Origin of the sequence: uncultured Maricaulis sp., from assembly GCF_947259345.1 — a bacterium.
Taxonomy (GTDB): Bacteria; Pseudomonadota; Alphaproteobacteria; order Caulobacterales; family Maricaulaceae; genus Maricaulis.
Window position 1 is genome coordinate 131,611 of sequence record NZ_CAMYLS010000001.1, and the last position, 19,497, is coordinate 151,107.

Sequence of the window (19,497 nt, forward strand, 5' to 3'; positions counted from 1 at the left end):
GATCAGTCCTCCATCATGTCGGCATTGGACGCGCCCGGCGGCACCAGCGGCCAGACATTCTCGCGTGGGTCGATCAGGACATGCGCCAGAATGGGGCCACGAGCATCGAGCAGGCGGTCGATCGCCGCGGGAACTTCCTCGCGGCTGTGAACGGTGAAGGCCTCGATGCCAAAGGCATGGGCCACTTCCGCGAAATCGGGATTGTCGTAGAGATCGATCTCGGAGAAGTTCTGGTCGAAGAAATATTCCTGCCACTGCCGGACCAGGCCCAGCGAGGCATTGTCCAGCAGCAGGATCCTGACCGGCACGCCGTAGCGGCGGGCGGTCGCCAGCTCCTGGATATTCATCATGATCGAGCCGTCGCCGGTAATGGTGACGACCTTGGCGTCCGGCCGCGTCATGGCGGCGCCGATCCCGGCGGGCAGGCCATAGCCCATCGCGCCCAGACCGGCGGAAGTCAGATGATGTTCCGGGCGCGAGAAGCGGCAATGCTGGGCGACCCACATCTGGTGCTGGCCGACATCGCAGGCGGCGATGAAGTCGTCCCCGGCGGCTTCCGACAATTGCTTCAGCATGGCCGGTGCAAAGACGCCGGATCCCGGCGCGTCATAGCGGAAGGCGTGGCGGTGCTTGCGCTCGATACAGGTGTCGCGCCAATCGGCGACGTCCAGCCAGTCATTGGTGATACCGGCGAGGATGGCGGTGATGTCACCGGCCAGGCCGATCTCGGCCCGGCGCAGCTTGTCGATCTCGGCGGCATCGCCATCGATATGGATGATGCGGGCGCCCGGCGCGAAACTGTCGAGGCGGCCGGTTGCCCGGTCGTCGAAGCGGGCGCCACAGCAGATCAGGAGGTCGCTTTCATCAACGGCGACATTCGCCGCGCGTCCGCCATGCATGCCCAGCATGCCGAGATAAGTCTCGCTGTCGGGGTGGGCGCAGCCCAGTCCTTTCAGGGTGGCGACGGTGGGGATGCCGGTCCGCGCCATGAAATCGCGCACCGCATCGACCGCGCCACCCAGGGTGACACCGCCGCCAATATAGAGGACAGGACGTTTCGATTGGGCCAGCAGGGCCGTCGCAGCTGCCAGGTCTGATTCTGGCGGGTGCGACGGCCCGGCCTCAGGCCGAGGCCCTGGGGGTAAGGTGGGGTACGCCTCGGCTTGTAGGACGTCCTTCGGCAAATCGATCAGGACGGGGCCGGGGCGCCCGCCTTCCGCGATGGCGAAGGCTTCAGCGATCAACTCCGGGATCCGCATTGGATCGCGGATGATGATCGAGTGCTTCACGACCGGCATGGACATGCCGAAGACATCGACTTCCTGGAAGGCGTCAGTCCCCATCAGCCCGGACGGCACCTGGCCGGTCAGGATGATCATCGGGACGCTGTCCAGATAGGCATTGGCGATGCCGGTCAAGAGATTGGTCGCGCCCGGTCCGGAGGTCGCCAGGCAGACGCCGGCCTTGCCGGTCAGCCGCGCCTGGGCGTCGGCGGCAAAGGCGGCGGCCTGTTCATGGCGGACCAGGATATGCTGCAGGGACGAGCCGGTCAGCGCGTCATAGACCGGCATGATGGCCCCGCCCGGATAGCCGAAAACACGGGTGACACCCAGCGCTTCCAGCGTGCGCACGACCGCATGCGCCCCGGTTTGCCGGGGAGCCGGGTGTTCGGTCGCGCCGGCGGTTGCCGTGTCGTCGATTTCAGTGGCGGGCAGGGCCGTCATTTCATCTCGTCCTTTGTCAGATCAACGCCGGTCAGGCATTGGCGCCGGGTTGCAGCCACGGCATGTCGGCGCGCAGGGCGGCACCGGTTTTCTCGATCGGGTGTTCCAGGTCCTTGCGCAAAAGCGCCTGGTATTGCGGCTTTCCGGCCTGGTTCTCGGTGATCCAGTCGCGGGCGAAGGTGCCGTCCTGGATGTCCTTGAGGACTTCGCGCATACGGGCACGGGTCTCGTCATTGATGACGCGCGGGCCCGAGCGCAAATCGCCGTAAATGGCGGTCTCGGAGATGAATTCATGCATCTTCGCCATGCCGCCCTCATAGAGGAGGTCAACGATCAACTTGAGCTCGTGCAGGCATTCGAAATAGGCGACTTCTGGCTGGTAACCGGCATCGACCAGGGTCTCGTACCCGGCCATCACCAGCTCGGTCGCGCCGCCGCACAGGACAGCCTGTTCGCCGAACAGATCGGTCTCGGTTTCCTCGGCGAAAGTCGTCTCGATGACGCCGGAATTGGCGCCGCCAATGCAGGATGTGTAGGCCAGCGCCCGCTCGCGCGCCGTGCCGGTCGCGTCCTGCTGGACGGCGAAGAGGCAAGGCACGCCCCGGCCGATTTCGTATTCACGGCGGACCAGATCGCCCGGCCCTTTCGGTGCGACCAGCATGATGTCGACGCCCTCGGGTGGCGTGACTCGCCCGAAATGCACCGAGAAGCCGTGCGCGAACAGGACCGCATCGCCGGGCGAGAGATTGGTTGCGATGGATTCGCGGAACAGGGCTTCATGGCTCATGTCCGGCGTCAGGATGGCGATCAGCTTGCCGGCCTTGGTGGCGTCTTCCGGTGTGGCTGTCTTGAGGCCGTCGGCCTTGGCTTTCTTCTCGCCGGCACCGCCCGGGCGGACGCCGACAATGACGTCGCAGCCGCTATCCTTGAGGTTCATGGCGTGGGCGCGGCCCTGGCTGCCATAGCCGATAACGGCGACCGGCTGGGCCTTGAAGGCTGTCGTGTCGACCTCGAAGGCGGCACGGCGGGACGGGGTGGAGGCAGTCATGCGGGCATCTCCTGCTTGGATGATGTGTGTGTGGATTGCGCCGTCGCGGCTTGCGGCGGTGCGATGAGTGTGGTGGCGCCGCGCGCGGCCGAGGAGACCAGGGCGGCATATTTGGCGAAAACGCCGGTCGGCGCGGCGCGGCTGGAGGTCCAGGCCGGGCGGGCGTCGAGATCGGCGTCGACATCGATGCGTCGCGTGGCCACATCGATGCGGATCATGTCGCCATCGCGGACCCGGCCAATCGGGCCGCCATCGGCGGCTTCCGGGCTGACATGGCCGATGACAAAGCCTTTGGACGCGCCGGAAAAGCGGCCATCGGTAATCAAGGCGACATCACCGGCCAGACCCTGGCCGACCAGGGCGGCTGTGACGCCCAGCATTTCACGCATGCCGGGGCCACCCTTGGGGCCTTCATTGCGGATGATGATGATGTCGCCAGCCTTGACCGAGTTGGCCTCGACGGCGGCGAAGGCATCTTCCTCGCATTCGAAAACGCGGGCCGGACCGGAGAATTCATTGCGATCATGGCCGGACAGTTTCAGGACGGCACCCTCAGGCGCCAGATCACCGGTCAGGATGCGGAATCCGCCATCGGGTTTGACGGGATTGGCCACTGATTGGATGACACGTTGATTGAGGCTTTCCTGGGCGCTGGCGCACTCGGCGTGCAGGCTTTGGCCGGTGACGGTTGGCGTGTCCGCCAGCAGACCGCCCTCGATCAGGCGTTGGCCGAACAGGCGCGAGCCGCCGGCCAGGAACATGTGGTGGGCGAGGAAGCGACCGCCCGGCTTCAAATCGGTAATGACGGGCGCGTCGCTGGAGATGCGGTCGAAATCGGCAATGTCGAACGGGACACCGGCTTCGGCGGCGATCGCGGCAACATGCAGGACGGCATTGGTCGAACCGCCCGAGGCCGAGGCCGCGATGACGGCATTGCGCAGGGAGGATTCGGTGATGAAGCGGCGCGCGCTTGTGCCGGCCTTTGCCAGCTCGACAGCCAGTCGGCCGCAGCGCGCCGCGGCGTCCGGCTTGTCGGGATGCGGGGCGGGGATGTCGTTCACGCCCATGGGCGACAGGCCCAGCATGGTCAGGATCATGGCCATCGTATTGGCGGTGAACTGGCCGCCACAGGCGCCGGCGCCGGGACAGGCTGCTTTCTCGACCCTGGCCAGGCCTTCATCGTCCAGCGTACCGGCCGCATGGGCGCCGACCGCCTCGAACACGTCCTGGATCGACAGGGCCTGGTCGCCCAGCTTGCCGGGCATGATCGTGCCGCCATAGAGGATGCAACCGGGCACATCCATGCGGGCCAGAGCCATGGCCGCAGCCGGGATGGTCTTGTCGCAACCGACCAGGATCACGACGCCGTCCAGACTGTGGCCGCGCGTCGCCAGCTCGATCGAGTCGGTGATGACCTCGCGGGAAATCAGCGAGGCGCGCATGCCGTCGGTTCCCATCGAAATGCCGTCGGAAACGACGATCGTGTTGAAGTCGACAGGGTGGCCGCCGGCCTCGCGAACAGCCTCGCGGACCGGTTCGGCCAGGTCGGCCAGATGCATGTTGCATGGGGTCACGGTGGTCCAGGTGTTGATCACCCCGATCAGCGGCTTGTCGAAATCGCCGTCTTCCATGCCCGTGGCGCGCATCATCGCGCGGGCCGGCGCGCGGGCCGGTCCGGCAGTGATGGCATCAGAGGTCTTGCGGTGGTCGTGGGTCATCATCGTATTCCGTGGCTCGAAACACAAAAAAACCCGCTCCGTTTCCGGGAGCGGGGTTTTTTGTGTCTGCCGGTTGGCGAGGTCTCTCGTCAGGCAGGCGCGCTTACCGCTCCCGTTATGGTCGGGATAATAAGTACAAGTACGAGAAGGAGGAGGCCGAGCGTGTTCGCCCGCTCGCCCGTCAGGGCAGCGGCCGGGGCAACCGGCAGGGCGTACGCATTGATCATCAGATCGGCTTTCCAGAACTCTATTGCGGTGCAACGTGACGCGCGAATTTGGTTAAGGCAACCCCGGTTTGGAAAAAAACTGCACCAAATGGCAATTTTTGGCACAGAAGAGCAGAATTGCCCTCAAGTCCCATATTTCGCGCACAAGAATATTACGCGCTCGCGCGCGCGAAACAGTTTAGCTTTGCCGCATGTGGATGAAGCGACTGATTTGGCGGGTCTTCGGCCTGGTCTGTGTCGGCCTGGCGATTGCGGGCGTCGTTCTGCCGCTCGTTCCGACAACTCCGTTTCTCCTGCTTGCGGCCTTTGCTTTCGCGCGATCCTCGCCCCGACTTCATGCCTGGCTGCTCGCGCACAAGCGGTTTGGTCCGCTGATCCGGAACTGGCAGGCGCATGGCGGCATCGATCGCAAGGCCAAGCTGGTCGCTGTCCTCACCATGATTCTGGCCCTCTTATTGAGCGTCGCGCTCGGTGTGAGTCTCCTGGTCATCTCTATCCAGAGTCTTGTCCTCGCCTGTGCTGCCTTTTTCGTCCTGACGCGTCCCGAAGGGCCTCGAGACGAAACCGGATGTCGTAAATGAACCCAGCGTCACCTTGCTGCATCGCCGGGCAGTGACGTTCAATTCCGTGCAGCCTGACCCGTCCGGCCAAAAATCGTCATGAAGCGGTTGACGGAAATTTGTGCGCGCGCAGCAAATTTTCGGGCGACATCCGATCATGTCGCGACTCTGTGGATTGAACTGCTGGCGGCGGCCGACGCCAGCCTCTTTCCCGGGGAAGAAAATTCCAGATCGGAGCAACATCGGGACTCCCGATGAAATAAAATACCGCTTATGGCGCGCTGTAAGAAAAATGTTGCACTGCAGCAGGGTGCGTTCTAGGCTCGCTAAATCAAGAGTCGCCACAAGGTGACCTGACCGCAGAGCGCAAATGATTGGATCCGCCGCCACACCTGTGTGGCGCGGATCATGAGTTCCGACCGGGCCTGTCATGCCGGTCAGGGCGCCCCGCCTGGCGACCGCTACCTCATTGATCCTGAAAAGTTTTCGAGTGCTGCAGGCAGTCTGCAGCCCTGTTCGCGACCTGATGACAGGCCGGATGGTGAGGGGCAGTTGCCAGAAACGGGGGGATCCCAATGATTGGCAAGACACAAATGAACAAGACACTGGCTCGAGGCGCGTTGTGCGCCGTGGTGGCCGGCATCGGTCTGACCGGTGCGGCCCATGCTGAGGTGTCAGAGGAAACAGCGTTTGTTTTCAACACGCTGCTATTCCTGATCGGGGGTTTCCTGGTCATGCTCATGGCGGCCGGGTTCGCCATGCTGGAAGCCGGTTTCGTGCGGACCAAGCACACGGCGGCGATCTGTTTGAAGAATATCGCTCTCTACTCCATCGCCGGGATCATGTTCTACCTGGTCGGCTATCAGGTCATGTATGGCGGCCAGACGCCGTATTTCGGACTGCCCGCGATCTGGGCGCCGTCCGAATTGGCCAGCGATGAAGCCATCGATCTGGGGACCGGCTACGCCGCAGCCTCGGATTGGTTCTTCCAGATGGTTTTCGTGGCCACCGCGGCGTCCATCGTTTCCGGTACGATTGCCGAGCGCGTCAAGCTGGGCCCCTTCTTCATCTTCGTGGTTGTCCTCACCGCCTTGATCTATCCGATCCAGGGCAGCTGGGAATGGGGTGGCGGCTGGCTGGACGCTGATTTCGGCTTCTCCGACTTCGCCGGCTCGACCCTGGTTCACTCCACGGGTGGCTGGGCCGCGCTCGCCGGTGCCATCCTGATTGGCGCTCGCTCCGGTCGCTTCGGTCCGGATTCCAAGCCGATGACCCCGGGCTCCTTGCCGCTGGCGACACTGGGCACTTTCATTCTCTGGTTTGGCTGGTTCGGTTTCAATGGCGCATCGCAACTCGCGCTGGGCTCTTCCGCGGATGCCGTAGCCATCTCGCAGATTTTCGCCAACACCAATATGGCGGCTGCCGGTGGCGTCGTGACAGCCTATCTCCTGTCCATGCTGCTCGGTGGTGGCAAGGCCAATCTCGCCTACTGCCTCAATGGCGCCCTGGCGGGTCTGGTGGCCATCACGGCCGAGCCGCTGACGCCGACCATCATGCAGGCCATCGCCATCGGTGCCGTCGGATCCGTGATCGCGACCTTCGGCGCAAAATTGCTCGAAGTGGTCCGGATCGATGATGTTGTCGGGGCCATCCCGGTCCACCTCTTCGCCGGCATTTGGGGGACGATGGCCGTTCCGCTGACCAATTCGGACGCCAGCTTCTTCGGTCAGGCGGTGGGTGTCGGTGCCATCGGTGCCTTCGTTTTCGCCACCAGCTTTGCTGTCTGGCTGATCCTCAAGATCACGGTGGGTATCCGTCTCTCGCCGGACGCCGAGAATGTCGGCGGCGACCTGTCCGAACTGGGTCATGACGCCGGCTCCATCTTCGCCAGTGACGTGGGAAAGAGCTCAGCCCCGGCGCAGTAACGGCTCGAGCGGCCGGATCCGGAGGGCCTGCCCTACCAGATCCCGGTCCGCCGCCGGACGGGGCCGTCCCGGAACCAGGTCAGACCACTTCTTCAACCTGGGAGCGTCGGTCCTCGCCGACCCACCCACAGACACTGAGATCCGCGCCGGTCATCACGCGGTCAACGGGAGAGCTGCGCTCCCGCCCCGCTGACCGGAGTCTCAGGAAATCCAGACCATCAACACTTGATCTTCCACCCAGGAGTAAGTCATGAAAATCAAATCTCTCGCTTTCGGCCTCGCGGCCTGCGCCCTTACCGCCCCGGTTGCTGCCCAGGAGGTCACCGGTAATGTCGCGCTCGGATCCGACTATATCTTCCGCGGCGTCACCCAGACCGATAGTGGTCCGGCCATCTCCGGTGGTTTCGATGTTGAGGCCGAGGGCTTCTATGTCGGTGTCTGGGCTTCAAGTGTCGACTTCCAGGATGACACAACGATGGAGCTCGACCTCTACGGCGGTTACGCCTTCTCGGGCGCAGGCTTCGACTATGATATCGGCGTGATCTATTACGCCTATCCCGACAGCCCGAGCGCTGGCGGGGACCAGAACTTCGTTGAATTCTATGGCGGGATTGGTCGTGGCTTCGGCCCGGTGAGCTGGGATGCCAAGCTCTCCTACTCCCCCGAATTCTACGGCGAGACCGGTCAGGCCTGGTATCTCGAAACCGGCCTCGGGATGGAGATCTTTGAAGGTATCAGTGTCGATGGCCGCATCGGCGCGAGCCGCTTCGACGACTTCCCGGGCGCCGATTATGAAGACTATCAGCTCGGCGTGTCCGGCTCGGTCTTCGGCAATGTCGGCTGGGATCTGCGCTATCACGACCTCTCCGATGGCGGCGATGAGAGCATCGTCGTGACCTTCTCGCAGAGCTTTGGCGACTGATCATCGCCGGTCTGCGTGTTGTTGTGGGTAGACGGGCCCGGCAGCAAGCCGGGCCCGTTTTCATTGCGGTCTGACCCGCCAGATCCCGCCATTCGCGCCGATGATCCAGCCAACCTCGCCGGAGGGCGCGAAAGCGACCGCATTGGGTGCCTCGATCGGCCAGACGGTCGGTTGCCAGACGATCTGGTCGTCCTGCCACCCGCCGGTGTCGACGCCATTCGTCCCGACGCTCAGCCAGCGCCCTGATTGTTCGACCAGATCGGAGCGATACCCGCCGGGCGGGGAGGCCACGGTCATCCAGCTTTCACCTGCATCGCGCGACAGGGCAAAATTGCCAGCCCTCGCGTCGGGCTGTTGATAGTCTCCGCCGCTGACGGCCAGGACCCCATCGGCGCTTATTGTGACGGCGAAAATGCCCGCGCCGCCACTGCCGGCAGCCATCGGCGTGTCGAGCGCCGTCCAGCTGTCGCCGAAATCGCAACTGCGCAGAACGCGCGCGACGACGCCGCCCCCGGTACCGATATAGGCGCAGCCTTCCGGGCCAAGCGCGATCGAGGAGTTGGAGGCGGCAAAGCCCGCTTCGCCATCCAGCGGATCAGGCAGTGTGTCGAGGGCCGTCCAGCTGGCGCCACCATCCAGCGTCCGCAAGACGAGGAAGGCGCCGTCGACCGGGTCGGAAAAGGCAAGGCCGCGCTGATCGTCCCAGAAGGCCAGGCTGTCGAAGAAGGCTGCCCCGCTCTCATCCTCCCAGATCAACCGGAAAGTCGCGCCGCCATCCTCTGTGCGCAGGATACGCGCCGGTTGGCCGGCGGTGATGAACAGGGCGGTGTTGGCGTCGAAGCCGTGGGCGGAGCGCAGATCGGCACCCTCAGCCAGGTTCGCGGTGGTGACGTGCCAGTGTTCACCGCCATCCACCGTGCGCAGGACTTGTCCGCCCGGCGCGCCGATCCACACGACCTCGTTCGACACGATGCTCAGACCTCGCAGTGACGTCGAAACCCCGCTCTCCTGGGGTGTCAGAGACCAGGCGGTTGCGGCGGGCGTCTCCTGTGGTGGCGAGCACGCGGCGAGCACCAGCATACATACCGCGCCACCCGCGACGGCGACCTTGCCCATCATTCCAGGCCGAGCAGGCTGGCACTGTCGCAATGCCAGCACGTATCCGCACCGATCGGACTGCCGGGCGGAATGCGGGTCTCGACCAGTTCCGGTGTCTCGCCGGCGTCATGACGGTCCAGCCCGGCGCGTGCCGCGCGGGCCAGCCAGAGCTGGTGGGCTGCCTCCGCATCATCACGTCGGCGGGAGGGCTCATTGCGGGCAATGGCTTCAAGCCGAAGCCGGGCCGCCGCTGCCGGTACGGTCGGGTCAGCGGCGAGGACTTCCATCAGTTGTGCGACATATTCCGTCTGCAGAGCGTGGCGGATCGGGGTCAGTCGCGCCGCTTCGTCGCGCGGCGTGTCGAAAAGCTGATCCTCAACCGCATCCAGAAGCCTGGTGAGGCTCATGCGACTGTCATCGCGAGCGGCCTGGTCGGCCAGCCGCGACAGGCGCGCCGGGTTGAGCAGGGCCTGCAGGGTGATGCGCCCGGAAGCGGCGGCAGCTCCGCTTCGCGAGAAGGCCGGATAGTCGTTGGAGCGGAAGAGCTCGCGCGTGGCCGCCGCGTCGTAGTCGGCAAAGGGTGCCGGCATCATCAGGGCGAGAATGTCGTCCGAAATATCGAGGGCCTGCGGATCCAGCGTGGCCAGCAGGGCGGCGAGCGCCCTGTCCTGGTCTTCGGCGGCAACCGACGCCATGCCAACCAGGTCGCGACGGTTCAGCCCGTACTCGAACGTAACGCCGCCAATGGCCTTGGCCGCCGCCTCGACCTGGTAGCGATGATAGAGATAGATCGGCGACAGGATCTGACGCAGCGAACTGGCCGGTTGCCCATGGGCGAGGACATTCTGTCCGAAACCGGCGAGGGCACGCGCGCGCACGGCCATGGTTTCATTCAGCATGGCGATCGGGTCAGCGCCATTATCCCAGAGATTGGCGAGCGGGTGGCCGCTGGCATTGCCGCGGGCGTGGCGGTCGGTGATGTAGAGCAGACCATTGGCCCGAGCTCCGTAGAGAATCTCGTCGAGCGCGGCTGCTTCGCGTTCGCCCTCTCCGAACTCTCCGTAGAGCCAGGTAATGGCAATCCGGTCCCAGGCGCCAATGCCGCTGTCATAGGCCTGGCGGGTATCGATCGCGCCATCCGCATCCAGCGTGACCAGCGGGGCGGGATAATCCATCACGGAAGCCCGGTCCGAGACGCTGGCAGCGAAATTGTGGGCGAGGCCGATCGTGTGGCCGATCTCGTGCGCGGAGAGCTGGCGGATGCGGGCGAGGGCGAGTTCCAGCGGATCATCCGCGCCGCCGCTCCCCGTTTGCTCGACCCCGACCAGGCCTTCGAAAATCATCCGGTCCTGACGCACGCGCTGGGAGCCGAGAATGACGTGCCCCTTGAGGATTTCGCCGGTGCGCGGATCGATGACGGAACCGCCATAGGACCAGCCGCGGGTCTGCCGGTGGACCCATTGGATGACATTGTAGCGCACATCCAGCGGGTGGGCGCCTTCGGGCAGGAGTTCGACGCGGAATGCGTCCTCATAGCCGGCCGCTTCAAAGGCTTCGGCCCACCAGTTTCCGCCTTCAATGAGGGCGTCGCGGATTTGCGGCGGTGTGCCGCGGTCGAGATAATAGATGATGGGTTCGACGACCGGGCCGGATTGTGCTGACGGATCAACACGTTCCAGGCGATGGCGCAGGGCGAGCGAGCGTCGGACCGGATCGGTCAGCGGCGTTGCCATATCGTAGAAATCGAGCGTGATCGCGCCGGACCGGTCATCCGCCTCGCGCGCTTCATAGCCCTCATCCGGCAGGGCCACGAAGGAGTGGTGGACGGTCATTGTCACCGCGTTCGGGGCTGGGGTGACCGCGCGCACTTCGGATCCCGGGCTGGATCCTGTCAGCGTCAAAAGCGTATCGATTTCAACATTGTCCGGGAAGGCGAGGGCCGTGTCCGTGATCGGGGCAGAGCGGTCTTCGGCAATCGAGAACGAGCCTTGCCCGCTATTGCTCAGTTGATCGATCGTGCCGACCGGATCGCGCTTGAGAAAGCCGGACAGGTCGATGAGGACCTGACCGTTCTCCTCGGCGATGATGTCGGTCGACCAGACGATGGAGCGGGCGAAGGAATTGCGGGTGGCGGCGGCTTCGTCCGGACCGGCGCCGTCGGCCCGGTAGCCGGTGTTCTCGAACTCCGCGAAGACCTGGTCATTCACCCGGAAAAAGCGAAGGATTTCAGAGCTTGAGCCCAGACCGCGATCAATGCCGATCGGGTTGGAGCCGAGGCCGGATGTCATGCGGGCTGTATAGATCATGCGACCCAGATCATCGCCTTCGCCGACGTCCAGACGGGCGAGAATCCGACCATCGGATGCATCGATGTAAAGCGGGATAAACCCTTCACGCAGTTCAAGGTTTTCAATCGTCCCGGCCCAGCTGGTTTCGTCCTGGGCAGCCGCGATCGGGGTCAGGGCGGAACAGGCGAGCGCGCAGGCGGCGATCATTGTGAGCATCTTCGTGGTGGTCTTCATGGTGGTCATCATCCCCTTCTTTGTGGCGACGCTAGACGAGCTTGGCGGGAGTGTCACCCGGACGGCTTGACCATTTTGGATATTGTATCCAATTTGGGATTCAGTCGATTTCCGGCGTCGGGAGTGACAGGCTGAACCCGGATGGGCCGGACATCAGCCCGGCCCGGATCAGAACGAAGCCGGCCAGACCGAAGCGGAACAGGGATCGGAGCGCGGCCGGAAGGCCGGCTCCGGGACGAGAAGGGACACATCATGACGACAGCAAACTGGGGCGGCGTCTTTCCGGCGGCGACAACACAATTTGCCGAGGATCTCTCGGTTGATCTCGACGCCACGGCGGCGGTCGTGGCGGGGCTGGTCGAGGACGGCGTTCATGGTCTCATCGCCATGGGCACGGTCGGCGAGAATAATTCCCTCACCGCCGAGGAGAAGCGCCAGGTCCTGGCGCGCATTGTCGACACGGTGGATGGCCGTATTCCGGTCCTCACCGGCGTGTCCGAGCTGACCACGGACCTGGCCCGCACCTATGCCGTCGATGCGGCCCGGATCGGCGCGGACGGGCTGATGCTGCTGCCGGCCATGGTCTATGTCCCGACCGAGGCCGAGCTTGAGGCGCATATCCGCACCGTCGCCGGCGCCACCTCCCTGCCGGTCATGCTCTACAACAATCCGCCCGCCTATCGCGTCTCGATCTCGCTCGACACGCTGGAGCGGCTGGGTGATGTCGAGACCCTGGTGGCGATCAAGGAGAGCGCGCCCGATCCGCGCCGGATCACCGATATTCTCAATCGCTGCGGCGATCGCTATCGGGTCTTTGCCGGCCTCGATGATGTCGCGCTGGAGGAAATCCTGCTCGGCGCCGTGGGCTGGGTCTCCGGCCTGACCAATGCCTTCCCGGCCGAGTCGATCGCGCTCTGGGAGGCGGTCGAGAGCGGTGATCTGGAAACCGCCCGCGCCATCTATCGCTGGTTCATGCCGCTGCTGCATCTCGATGCCGAGCATGATCTCGTCCAGTCGATCAAACTGGCGGAGCAGGTGATGGGCCGCGGCTCGGAGCGGGTCCGCATGCCGCGCATGCCGCTCACGGGCGCGCGCCGCAAGGCCGTGATCGAGATGGTCGAGACGGCGCGCGATACGCGGCCGATCAAACTGCCCTCGGTCCTGGCCCACTAGGCCGGTTTCGGAGCGCGCCATGCGCCATGTCTTTCAATGCCTGGACGGTCATGCCTGTGGCAATCCGGTCCGCCTGATCACCGGCCCGCTACCCTTCCTCAAGGGCGCGGACATGGCGGAGAAGCGGGCGGACTTCATCGCCCACCATGACTGGATCAGGCGCTCGCTCATGTTCGAGCCGCGCGGCCATGACATGATGTCCGGGGCGATGTTCTACCCGCCCTGTTCGGACGATGCCGACGCCTCCATCCTCTTCATCGAGACCTCCGGCTGCCTGCCCATGTGCGGCCATGGCACGATTGGCGCGCTGACCATGGCGCTGGAAAACGGCGTCTTCACACCGGCCGATCGCCAGCAGGTGAAACTCGACGCGCCCGCCGGCCGGATCGAAGCTGAAATCGACTGGCAGGGCGACCGCGTCGCTGGCGTGCGGATCCGCAATATCGCCTCCTATCTCGCTGTCACTGGTCTGATGCTGGACATTCCCGGCTGGCAGGCCATCACCGTCGATATCGCCTATGGCGGCAATTACTACGCCATCATCGAGCCCCAGCCCGGCTATGCCGATCTCGACGAAATGAGCGTCGCCGACATCCTCCGCCTCAGCCCGCTCGTCCGCGCTGCCGCCAACGAGGCTGTCACGCTCAGCCATCCCGATGACCCCCGCGTGGCCGGCGTCAGCCATGCCCTGTGGACCGGCCGTCCCCGCGATCCCAGGGCCCAGGCCCGCAATGCCGTTTTCTACGGCGAACGCGCCATTGACCGCTCCCCCTGCGGCACCGGCACCAGCGCCCGCATGGCCCAGCTCGCGGCAAGAGGTGAGCTCAGGCCCGGCGACGACTTCATCCATGAAAGCCTGATCGGCAGCCTGTTTGAGGGGAAGGTGGAGGCCGCGACCACAATCGGCGACCACGCCGCCATCATCCCCAGCATCAAGGGCTGGGCCATCCAGACCGGCATCAACACAATCTGGGTCGATGATCGCGACCCCTATGCGGGTGGATTTACGGTGGGGTGAAGCCCGGCGCTTCCATGCCACGCCCGTCATCCCACGGTCGCGGCGTGGCCGCGATCCGGGGGACCTCCGCCACCCCGCCAATCGTCTTGCCTCTACCGGCTTGCTCACGCTTCATGGGGCTGGCCGAGGTCCCCCGGATGCCCGCTGCGCGGTCACCGGAGGATGACGGAGGTTTGGGTGTTTGAGGAAAAGTGAGGCGGGGCTTCTCCGTCTCTCCCCGCTGCCACCGCCCACAATCCAGCATTGCCGCGCCGGGCAGGCGCCGCATACAGTCGTGAAGGACTTGATGACGGGGATGGTCAGCATGGCGGACGCAGACATGGATGACGGGCTCGACCCGGCGATCGTGGACGCGTTCATTGCGCGCTGGGAGGCATCCGGCGGGGCAGAGCGCTCGAATACCCAATCCTTCCTCAACGAGCTTTGCGACCTGATCGGCCAGCCGCACCCGGACCCGGTGCAGGAAGCCAATCATCTCAATGATTATGTCTATGAGCGCTCGGTCACCCGCAATCATGCCGATGGTCACACTTCGACCCGCTTTCTTGATCTCTACAAGCGCGGCCATTTCGTGCTGGAGGCGAAGCAGAGCGCCAAGTCCGGCAAGTCAAAGGTCGATGCAGCGCAGACCGAATTGCACGGGCTGGAGGCGGGTGATCGCAAGACAGGGACCGCCAAGCGCGGCACCAATGCCTGGGTCACGGCCATGCGAAAGGCGCGCGAACAGGCCGAGGCCTATGCCAAGGACTTGCCGCCGGAGCATGGCTGGCCGCCATTCCTGATCGTCTGCGATGTCGGCTATTGCTTTGAAATTTATGCCGACTTCTCCGGCCAGGGCAAGAATTACGCGCATTTCCCGGACCGCCGCTCCTTCCGGGTTCTGCTGGAGGATTTGCGCAGCCCGGTGGTGCGCGAACGCCTGCGCGCGATCTGGACCGATCCGCACGCGCTCGACCCGGCGAAGAAATCGGCCGAGGTCACGCGCGACATTGCCGCCCGCCTCGCCATTGTTGCTCGCGACCTGGAGCAAAAGCACGACGCCGAGACGGTGGCCATGTTCCTCATGCGCTGCCTTTTCACCATGTTCGCCGAGGATGTGGATCTGCTCAAACGCCACAGCTTCACGCGCATGCTGGAAGAGCTTCAGGCCATGCCCGACAGGGCGCATCTGGCGCTGGAACAATTGTGGACCGATATGGATACGGGCTCGGCGCTGAATGCCTGGATCCGCGAGCCGGTGCGCAAATTCAATGGCGGCCTGTTCCGCGACGCCCGCGCCCTGCCGCTGACAGCGGAAATGGTGGCCGAACTCACCATCGCCGCCCGCCGCGACTGGCGCGATGTGGAACCGGCCATTTTCGGCACGCTGCTGGAGCAGGCGCTGGACAAGAAGGAGCGCCACAAGCTGGGCGCCCATTATACGCCGCGCGCCTATGTCGAACGTCTGGTCACGCCGACCCTTATCGAGCCGCTGCGCGATGATTGGCGCGATGTGATGGTGGAATGCCAGGCCCTGATCGAGGATGGCAAAACCGACGAGGCCCTGCGTGAGGCGCGGCGCTTCCATGAAAGCCTGTGCGAAACACGCGTGCTGGATCCGGCCTGTGGCACCGGCAATTTCCTCTATGTCGCCATGGAGATGATGAAGAAGCTGGAAGGCGATGTGGTCGATTTCATCACCGAGCTGGGCGGCGAGGCGACGCTGGAATTCCAGGGCCACACGGTTGATCCGCACCAATTCCTCGGCATCGAGCTCAATCCGCGCGCCGCGGCGATTGCCGAACTGGTGCTGTGGATCGGCTTCATCAAATGGCAGCTCAAGACCGGCGGTCAGGACGTGGTGCGCGACCCGGTCCTCAAGGATTTCCACAATATCGAATGCCGCGACGCCGTGCTGGACTATCGCGAACGCACCCTGCGTCTGGATGACAATGGCAAGCCGGTCTCGCGCTGGGATGGCGAGACGATGAAAGCCCATCCGGTCACCGGCGAAAACGTGCCGGACGAAAGCGCGCGGGTCGAGATCTATGACTATGCCGACCCGAAACCGGCGGTCTGGCCGAAGGCGGATTTTATCGTGGGGAACCCGCCCTTTATCGGCAAAGGGGGGCTGCGGTCGGACCTTGGTGACGGTTACACAGAGGCCTTGTGGGCGGCGCATCGGGATATGCCCAAATCTGCCGACTTTGTGATGTATTGGTGGAACCAAGCTGCGCGGTTAACGGCAGCGGCAGCAAAGAAGGGCGGCGGCGGGCAGCCTCGCCGGTTCGGCTTCATCACCACCAATTCCATCCGCCAGACCTTCAATCGTCGGGTGATCGAAAAAGCGTTGTCGGGCAAGCCGCCACTCTCGCTGATCTATGCTATTCCCGATCATCCTTGGATGAAAAGCGCCGACCGCGCCGCCGTCCGGATTTCCATGACTGTGGCTGGCCCCGGCGAAGCCTGTGACGGAAAGCTCGAGACTGTTGTAAGCGAAAGCGCTTTGCATACGGATCAGCCGATAGTGAAAGTTTCTGGTCAGGTTGGGGCAATACGCGCGCAGCTTAAGACGGGCGCACGTGTCTCGGCAGTAGTCTCACTTCTCGCGAATCGAGCACTTTCCTGGAACGGTATGATGTTGGCCGCTGCGGGTTTCGTGCTGGAGCCGCACCAAGCACTGCGACTGTCCGAGGTGTCAGAGCAAGCGAAGGGTATGATCCGTCCGTATAAACATGGCTTTGAGTTAGCCAGGCGACCGGTTGGGCGCTTTGTCGTTGACACTTTTGGGTATCAAGACCCCCGCGAGTGGAGCCACTCTCCAGAATTGGTCCAGTTTCTAATCGAGAATGTTAAGCCTCAGCGTGATGCGGCAAGAGACAAGGCCTTTCGAGAAAATTGGTGGCTTTTTGGGCGCAGTAGACCAACGCTGAGGGCAGCGCTCGAGGACCTTCCTCGGTACATTGCAACAACGGAGACCTCGAAGCACCGGCACTTTCAATTTTTAGACGCAAAAACTGTCCCCGATCACATGGTGGTAGCGATAGCTACAAGTAGAGGGGATGTTTTTTCTATCCTCGCTTCAAGAGTTCATTGTAGATGGGCGCTTGCTGCTGGGGCTCGATTGGGCGTCGGAAATGATCCGAGATACTCAAAATCTCGCTGTTTCGACCCCTTCCCCTTCCCCGACCTGACAGACAAGCCCGCCCTCAAATCCCGGCTCGGTGATCTCGGCGAACGCCTTGATGCGCATCGCAAAGCCGTGCTCGACAGGCACGACTTTCTCACCATGACCAAGCTCTACAATGTGCTCGAACGGGTCCGGGCGCTCGACGCCGGCAAGGCGGGCGAGCCACCCCTCACCGACGCCGAGCGCGACATTTACGACGCCGGGCTGGTCGGGACGCTGAAATCCATTCATGACGATATCGATGCCGCCGTGTTCGAGGTCTATGGCTGGCCGGCGGATCTCGATGACGAGGCGATCCTGGAACGGCTGGTGGCGCTCAATCTGGAGCGTCATGAGGAGGAAAGGCGCGGCCAGATTCGCTGGCTGCGGCCCGACTTCCAGATCCCGCGCTTTGCGCCCAAATCGGCGAAGGGCAAACAGGATGATCTCGATCTCGGCGCGGCCGCGGTGGTCGAGACCGGCGCCAAATTGCCCGCCCTGCCAGCCAAGGACCGCCGGGCCCAAGCCCGCATTGTCCGCGAATTGCTGGAAACCGCCACCGGCCCGGTCACCCCCGACACCCTCGCCCGCCGCCTGTCCGGCAAGAATACCAAGGCCAAGATCAATCGCGTCCGCGACATGCTCGACGTGATGGAAGCGCTGGGGCAGGCGGAACTGGATGAGGAAGGCCGCTATTTCCTCGCGGGGTAGCGCCGAAAGAGGTGAGCCAGAGCGAATCAGGTCCTTCCCCTTGATGGGGAAGGTGGGCCGGCGCGAAGCGGCGGGTCGGATCGGGTGAGACGCGCAGCGTTCCTTCATCGACCGCCCTTCACCCACTCCGTCTCGCCCTCACGGGCGATCCAGCTCGCCCATCAAGGGCGAGGACCTCTCCGGGATTCTTCGCTCAAACGCACCTGACGGCCCTAACTCCCCAACGCCTTTTCCAGCGCCGTCCGGGCCGTCACGATGTGCTGGATCATGCGGTTGGCGCCGGCGATGGGGTCGCCGGACTTCAGGGCGTCGAGCAGGCCGTCATGTTCGCGATTGGCGGTCTTGCGGGCATCGGCGCCGAGGGAGAGCTGGAGGCGGACATAGCGGTCGATATGCTGGTTGAGGGATTGCACGATGGCCTGGGTGCGGGGGCGACCGGCCGGGGCGTGCAGGGCGGCGTGGAAATCGCGATTGAGGGCGCCGAACCGGGCCGTGTCACCGTCTGCGAGGGCCGAGGTTTCCCGGGCGCGGATGGCGTCCACGGCGGCGATATCAGCGGCGCTGGCGCGTTCGATGGCCTGGGCGAAGAGGCCCGGTTCCAGCTGTTGGCGGATGTCGAAGAGTTCGGCCATCTCCTCTGCCGAGACTTCCGACACGGTGACGCCGCGATTGGGGTGAAAGACCACCAGGCCTTCCACTTCCAGCCGCCGCAGCGCTTCGCGGATCGGCATGCGCGAGACCTTGTAGGCGTCGGCCAGGGCTTCCTGGCGCAGGGCCTCGCCCGGCTTGAATTCATTGCCGAGAATGCGCGCACGGATCCGCGCGGCCAGCAGGTCGACGACCGAGGCCGGGGTAATGGGATCGGAAAACTTGATCTCGGTGCCGGGCACGCGGCGCTCCGAATCTGACATGGCACAGGCGGTGAGATTAGGCGGGCCCGCGCGTCCTGTCATGCGATGCGTGAACCGGCCCGTGAACCCGCCCGTGAGCCCGCTCAGTCGAGCAGCAGGATATCGACCCTGTCCCCCGCCTGGCGCGCGGGCGCATCGATGGGGCGGGGAATGAGAAGCTCGGCTGTCGCGAGCGCCGAGACCAGTCCGCTCTCCTGACGACCGGCCGGGCGGACCGCGCCCGTTTCCGGGTCGAAGCGACCGCGAATCCAGGTCTCCCGCGGGCCGTTGGCAGGGAGGCTGGTGGCCAGTCGGGCGGGCCGCAAGCGCGCGCGTGGCGTTTCGCCCAGCAGGGCCTCTACGGCCGGTCGCAAAACCAGTTCGGCGACCACGAGGGCGGAGACCGGATTGCCGGGCAGTCCCAGGACGGGCAGGTCGGGCAAGTGTCCGAACCAGGTCGGCTTGCCGGGCTTGAGGGCGATCTTCTCGAAGGCGAGCTTTCCGCCCATGTCGGCGAAGACGCGGCGCAAATGATCATGATCACCGACCGAGGCCCCGCCGATTGTCACCAAAAGATCGAGGTCGCGGGCCTGCTCAAGTGCGGCGCGGACCGCCTCCGGCGTATCGCGGGCTATGCCCAGATCGATCGGTGCGGCGCCCCATTGGGTGAGAAGGGCGGCCAGGGCCGGGGCATTGGAATTGATGATCTGGCCAGGGCCGGGCGGGGCGCCGGGCGGGACGAGCTCGTCACCGGAGGCCAGCACGCCGATGCGCGGCCGGCGCGTGACGCTCAGCTCGCTGGCGCCGCCAGCG

Annotated in this window: 14 protein-coding genes; 6 read left to right on the forward strand and 8 right to left on the reverse strand. The window is 64.4% G+C overall.

Features of this window, described 5'->3' with window-relative positions; translation table 11 throughout:
* Positions 1-2: 2 nt before the first annotated feature.
* The 4 genes from ilvG to Q0X62_RS00535 form a co-directional block, all read right to left on the reverse strand.
* The gene (ilvG, locus tag Q0X62_RS00520) at positions 3-1,724 is read right to left on the reverse strand and encodes an acetolactate synthase 2 catalytic subunit (protein WP_297730467.1); all 1,722 of its coding nucleotides are present in this window, start codon (positions 1,722-1,724) and stop codon (positions 3-5) included.
* Positions 1,725-1,755: 31 nt separating this feature from the next.
* Entirely contained in the window at positions 1,756-2,772 is a 1,017-nt protein-coding gene (gene ilvC, locus Q0X62_RS00525; protein WP_297730469.1) for a ketol-acid reductoisomerase, read from the reverse strand.
* On the reverse strand, positions 2,769-4,490 hold the full coding sequence (locus tag Q0X62_RS00530) for a dihydroxy-acid dehydratase (protein WP_297730471.1): 1,722 nt from the start codon (positions 4,488-4,490) through the stop codon (positions 2,769-2,771). The genes ilvC and Q0X62_RS00530 overlap by 4 nt, the downstream gene beginning before the upstream one ends.
* A gap of 89 nt (positions 4,491-4,579) precedes the next feature.
* Positions 4,580-4,717 carry a hypothetical protein gene (locus Q0X62_RS00535; RefSeq protein ID WP_297730473.1) on the reverse strand — a complete coding sequence of 46 codons (138 nt, stop codon included), beginning with the start codon at positions 4,715-4,717 and terminating at the stop codon, positions 4,580-4,582.
* Between the two features lie 197 nt (positions 4,718-4,914).
* On the opposite strand from Q0X62_RS00535, the gene Q0X62_RS00540 reads away from it, so the two are divergent.
* The 3 genes from Q0X62_RS00540 to Q0X62_RS00550 all read left to right on the forward strand — a co-directional run bounded on the left by Q0X62_RS00540 (position 4,915) and on the right by Q0X62_RS00550 (position 8,124).
* Positions 4,915-5,298 (forward strand): YbaN family protein, encoded by a 384-nt coding sequence (locus Q0X62_RS00540; protein WP_297730475.1) that lies wholly within the window; start codon positions 4,915-4,917, stop codon positions 5,296-5,298.
* Positions 5,299-5,852: 554 nt separating this feature from the next.
* Positions 5,853-7,202, forward strand: coding sequence for an ammonium transporter (locus tag Q0X62_RS00545; protein ID WP_297730477.1), 1,350 nt, complete (start codon positions 5,853-5,855; stop codon positions 7,200-7,202).
* A gap of 250 nt (positions 7,203-7,452) precedes the next feature.
* Entirely contained in the window at positions 7,453-8,124 is a 672-nt protein-coding gene (locus Q0X62_RS00550) for a TorF family putative porin (RefSeq protein ID WP_297730479.1), read from the forward strand.
* Between the two features lie 60 nt (positions 8,125-8,184).
* Here Q0X62_RS00550 and Q0X62_RS00555 read toward each other — a convergent pair whose 3' ends face one another.
* Both Q0X62_RS00555 and Q0X62_RS00560 read right to left on the reverse strand, forming a co-directional pair.
* Positions 8,185-9,093: a hypothetical protein gene (locus Q0X62_RS00555; protein ID WP_297730481.1), complete on the reverse strand. Its 909-nt coding sequence runs from the start codon at positions 9,091-9,093 to the stop codon at positions 8,185-8,187.
* 146 nt (positions 9,094-9,239) lie between these two features.
* A complete protein-coding gene (locus Q0X62_RS00560) occupies positions 9,240-11,744 on the reverse strand; it encodes a zinc-dependent metalloprotease (protein WP_297730482.1) in 2,505 nt (834 codons plus the stop codon).
* A gap of 252 nt (positions 11,745-11,996) precedes the next feature.
* Here Q0X62_RS00560 and Q0X62_RS00565 point away from each other — a divergent pair, with 252 nt between their 5' ends.
* From Q0X62_RS00565 to Q0X62_RS00575, 3 genes are all read left to right on the forward strand, one after another.
* Positions 11,997-12,917: a dihydrodipicolinate synthase family protein gene (locus Q0X62_RS00565; RefSeq protein ID WP_297730484.1), complete on the forward strand. Its 921-nt coding sequence runs from the start codon at positions 11,997-11,999 to the stop codon at positions 12,915-12,917.
* A 19-nt stretch (positions 12,918-12,936) separates the two neighbouring features.
* Positions 12,937-13,935: a 4-hydroxyproline epimerase gene (locus tag Q0X62_RS00570; RefSeq protein WP_297730486.1), complete on the forward strand. Its 999-nt coding sequence runs from the start codon at positions 12,937-12,939 to the stop codon at positions 13,933-13,935.
* Between the two features lie 304 nt (positions 13,936-14,239).
* Positions 14,240-17,794, forward strand: coding sequence for a DNA methyltransferase (locus tag Q0X62_RS00575; RefSeq protein ID WP_297730488.1), 3,555 nt, complete (start codon positions 14,240-14,242; stop codon positions 17,792-17,794).
* Between the two features lie 212 nt (positions 17,795-18,006).
* On the opposite strand, the gene Q0X62_RS00580 is transcribed toward Q0X62_RS00575, so the two are convergent.
* A complete protein-coding gene (locus tag Q0X62_RS00580; protein ID WP_297730490.1) occupies positions 18,007-18,684 on the reverse strand; it encodes a GntR family transcriptional regulator in 678 nt (225 codons plus the stop codon).
* A gap of 104 nt (positions 18,685-18,788) precedes the next feature.
* Positions 18,789-19,497: molybdopterin molybdotransferase MoeA (locus Q0X62_RS00585; protein ID WP_297730492.1), on the reverse strand; the 709-nt coding region annotated here is incomplete at its 5' end.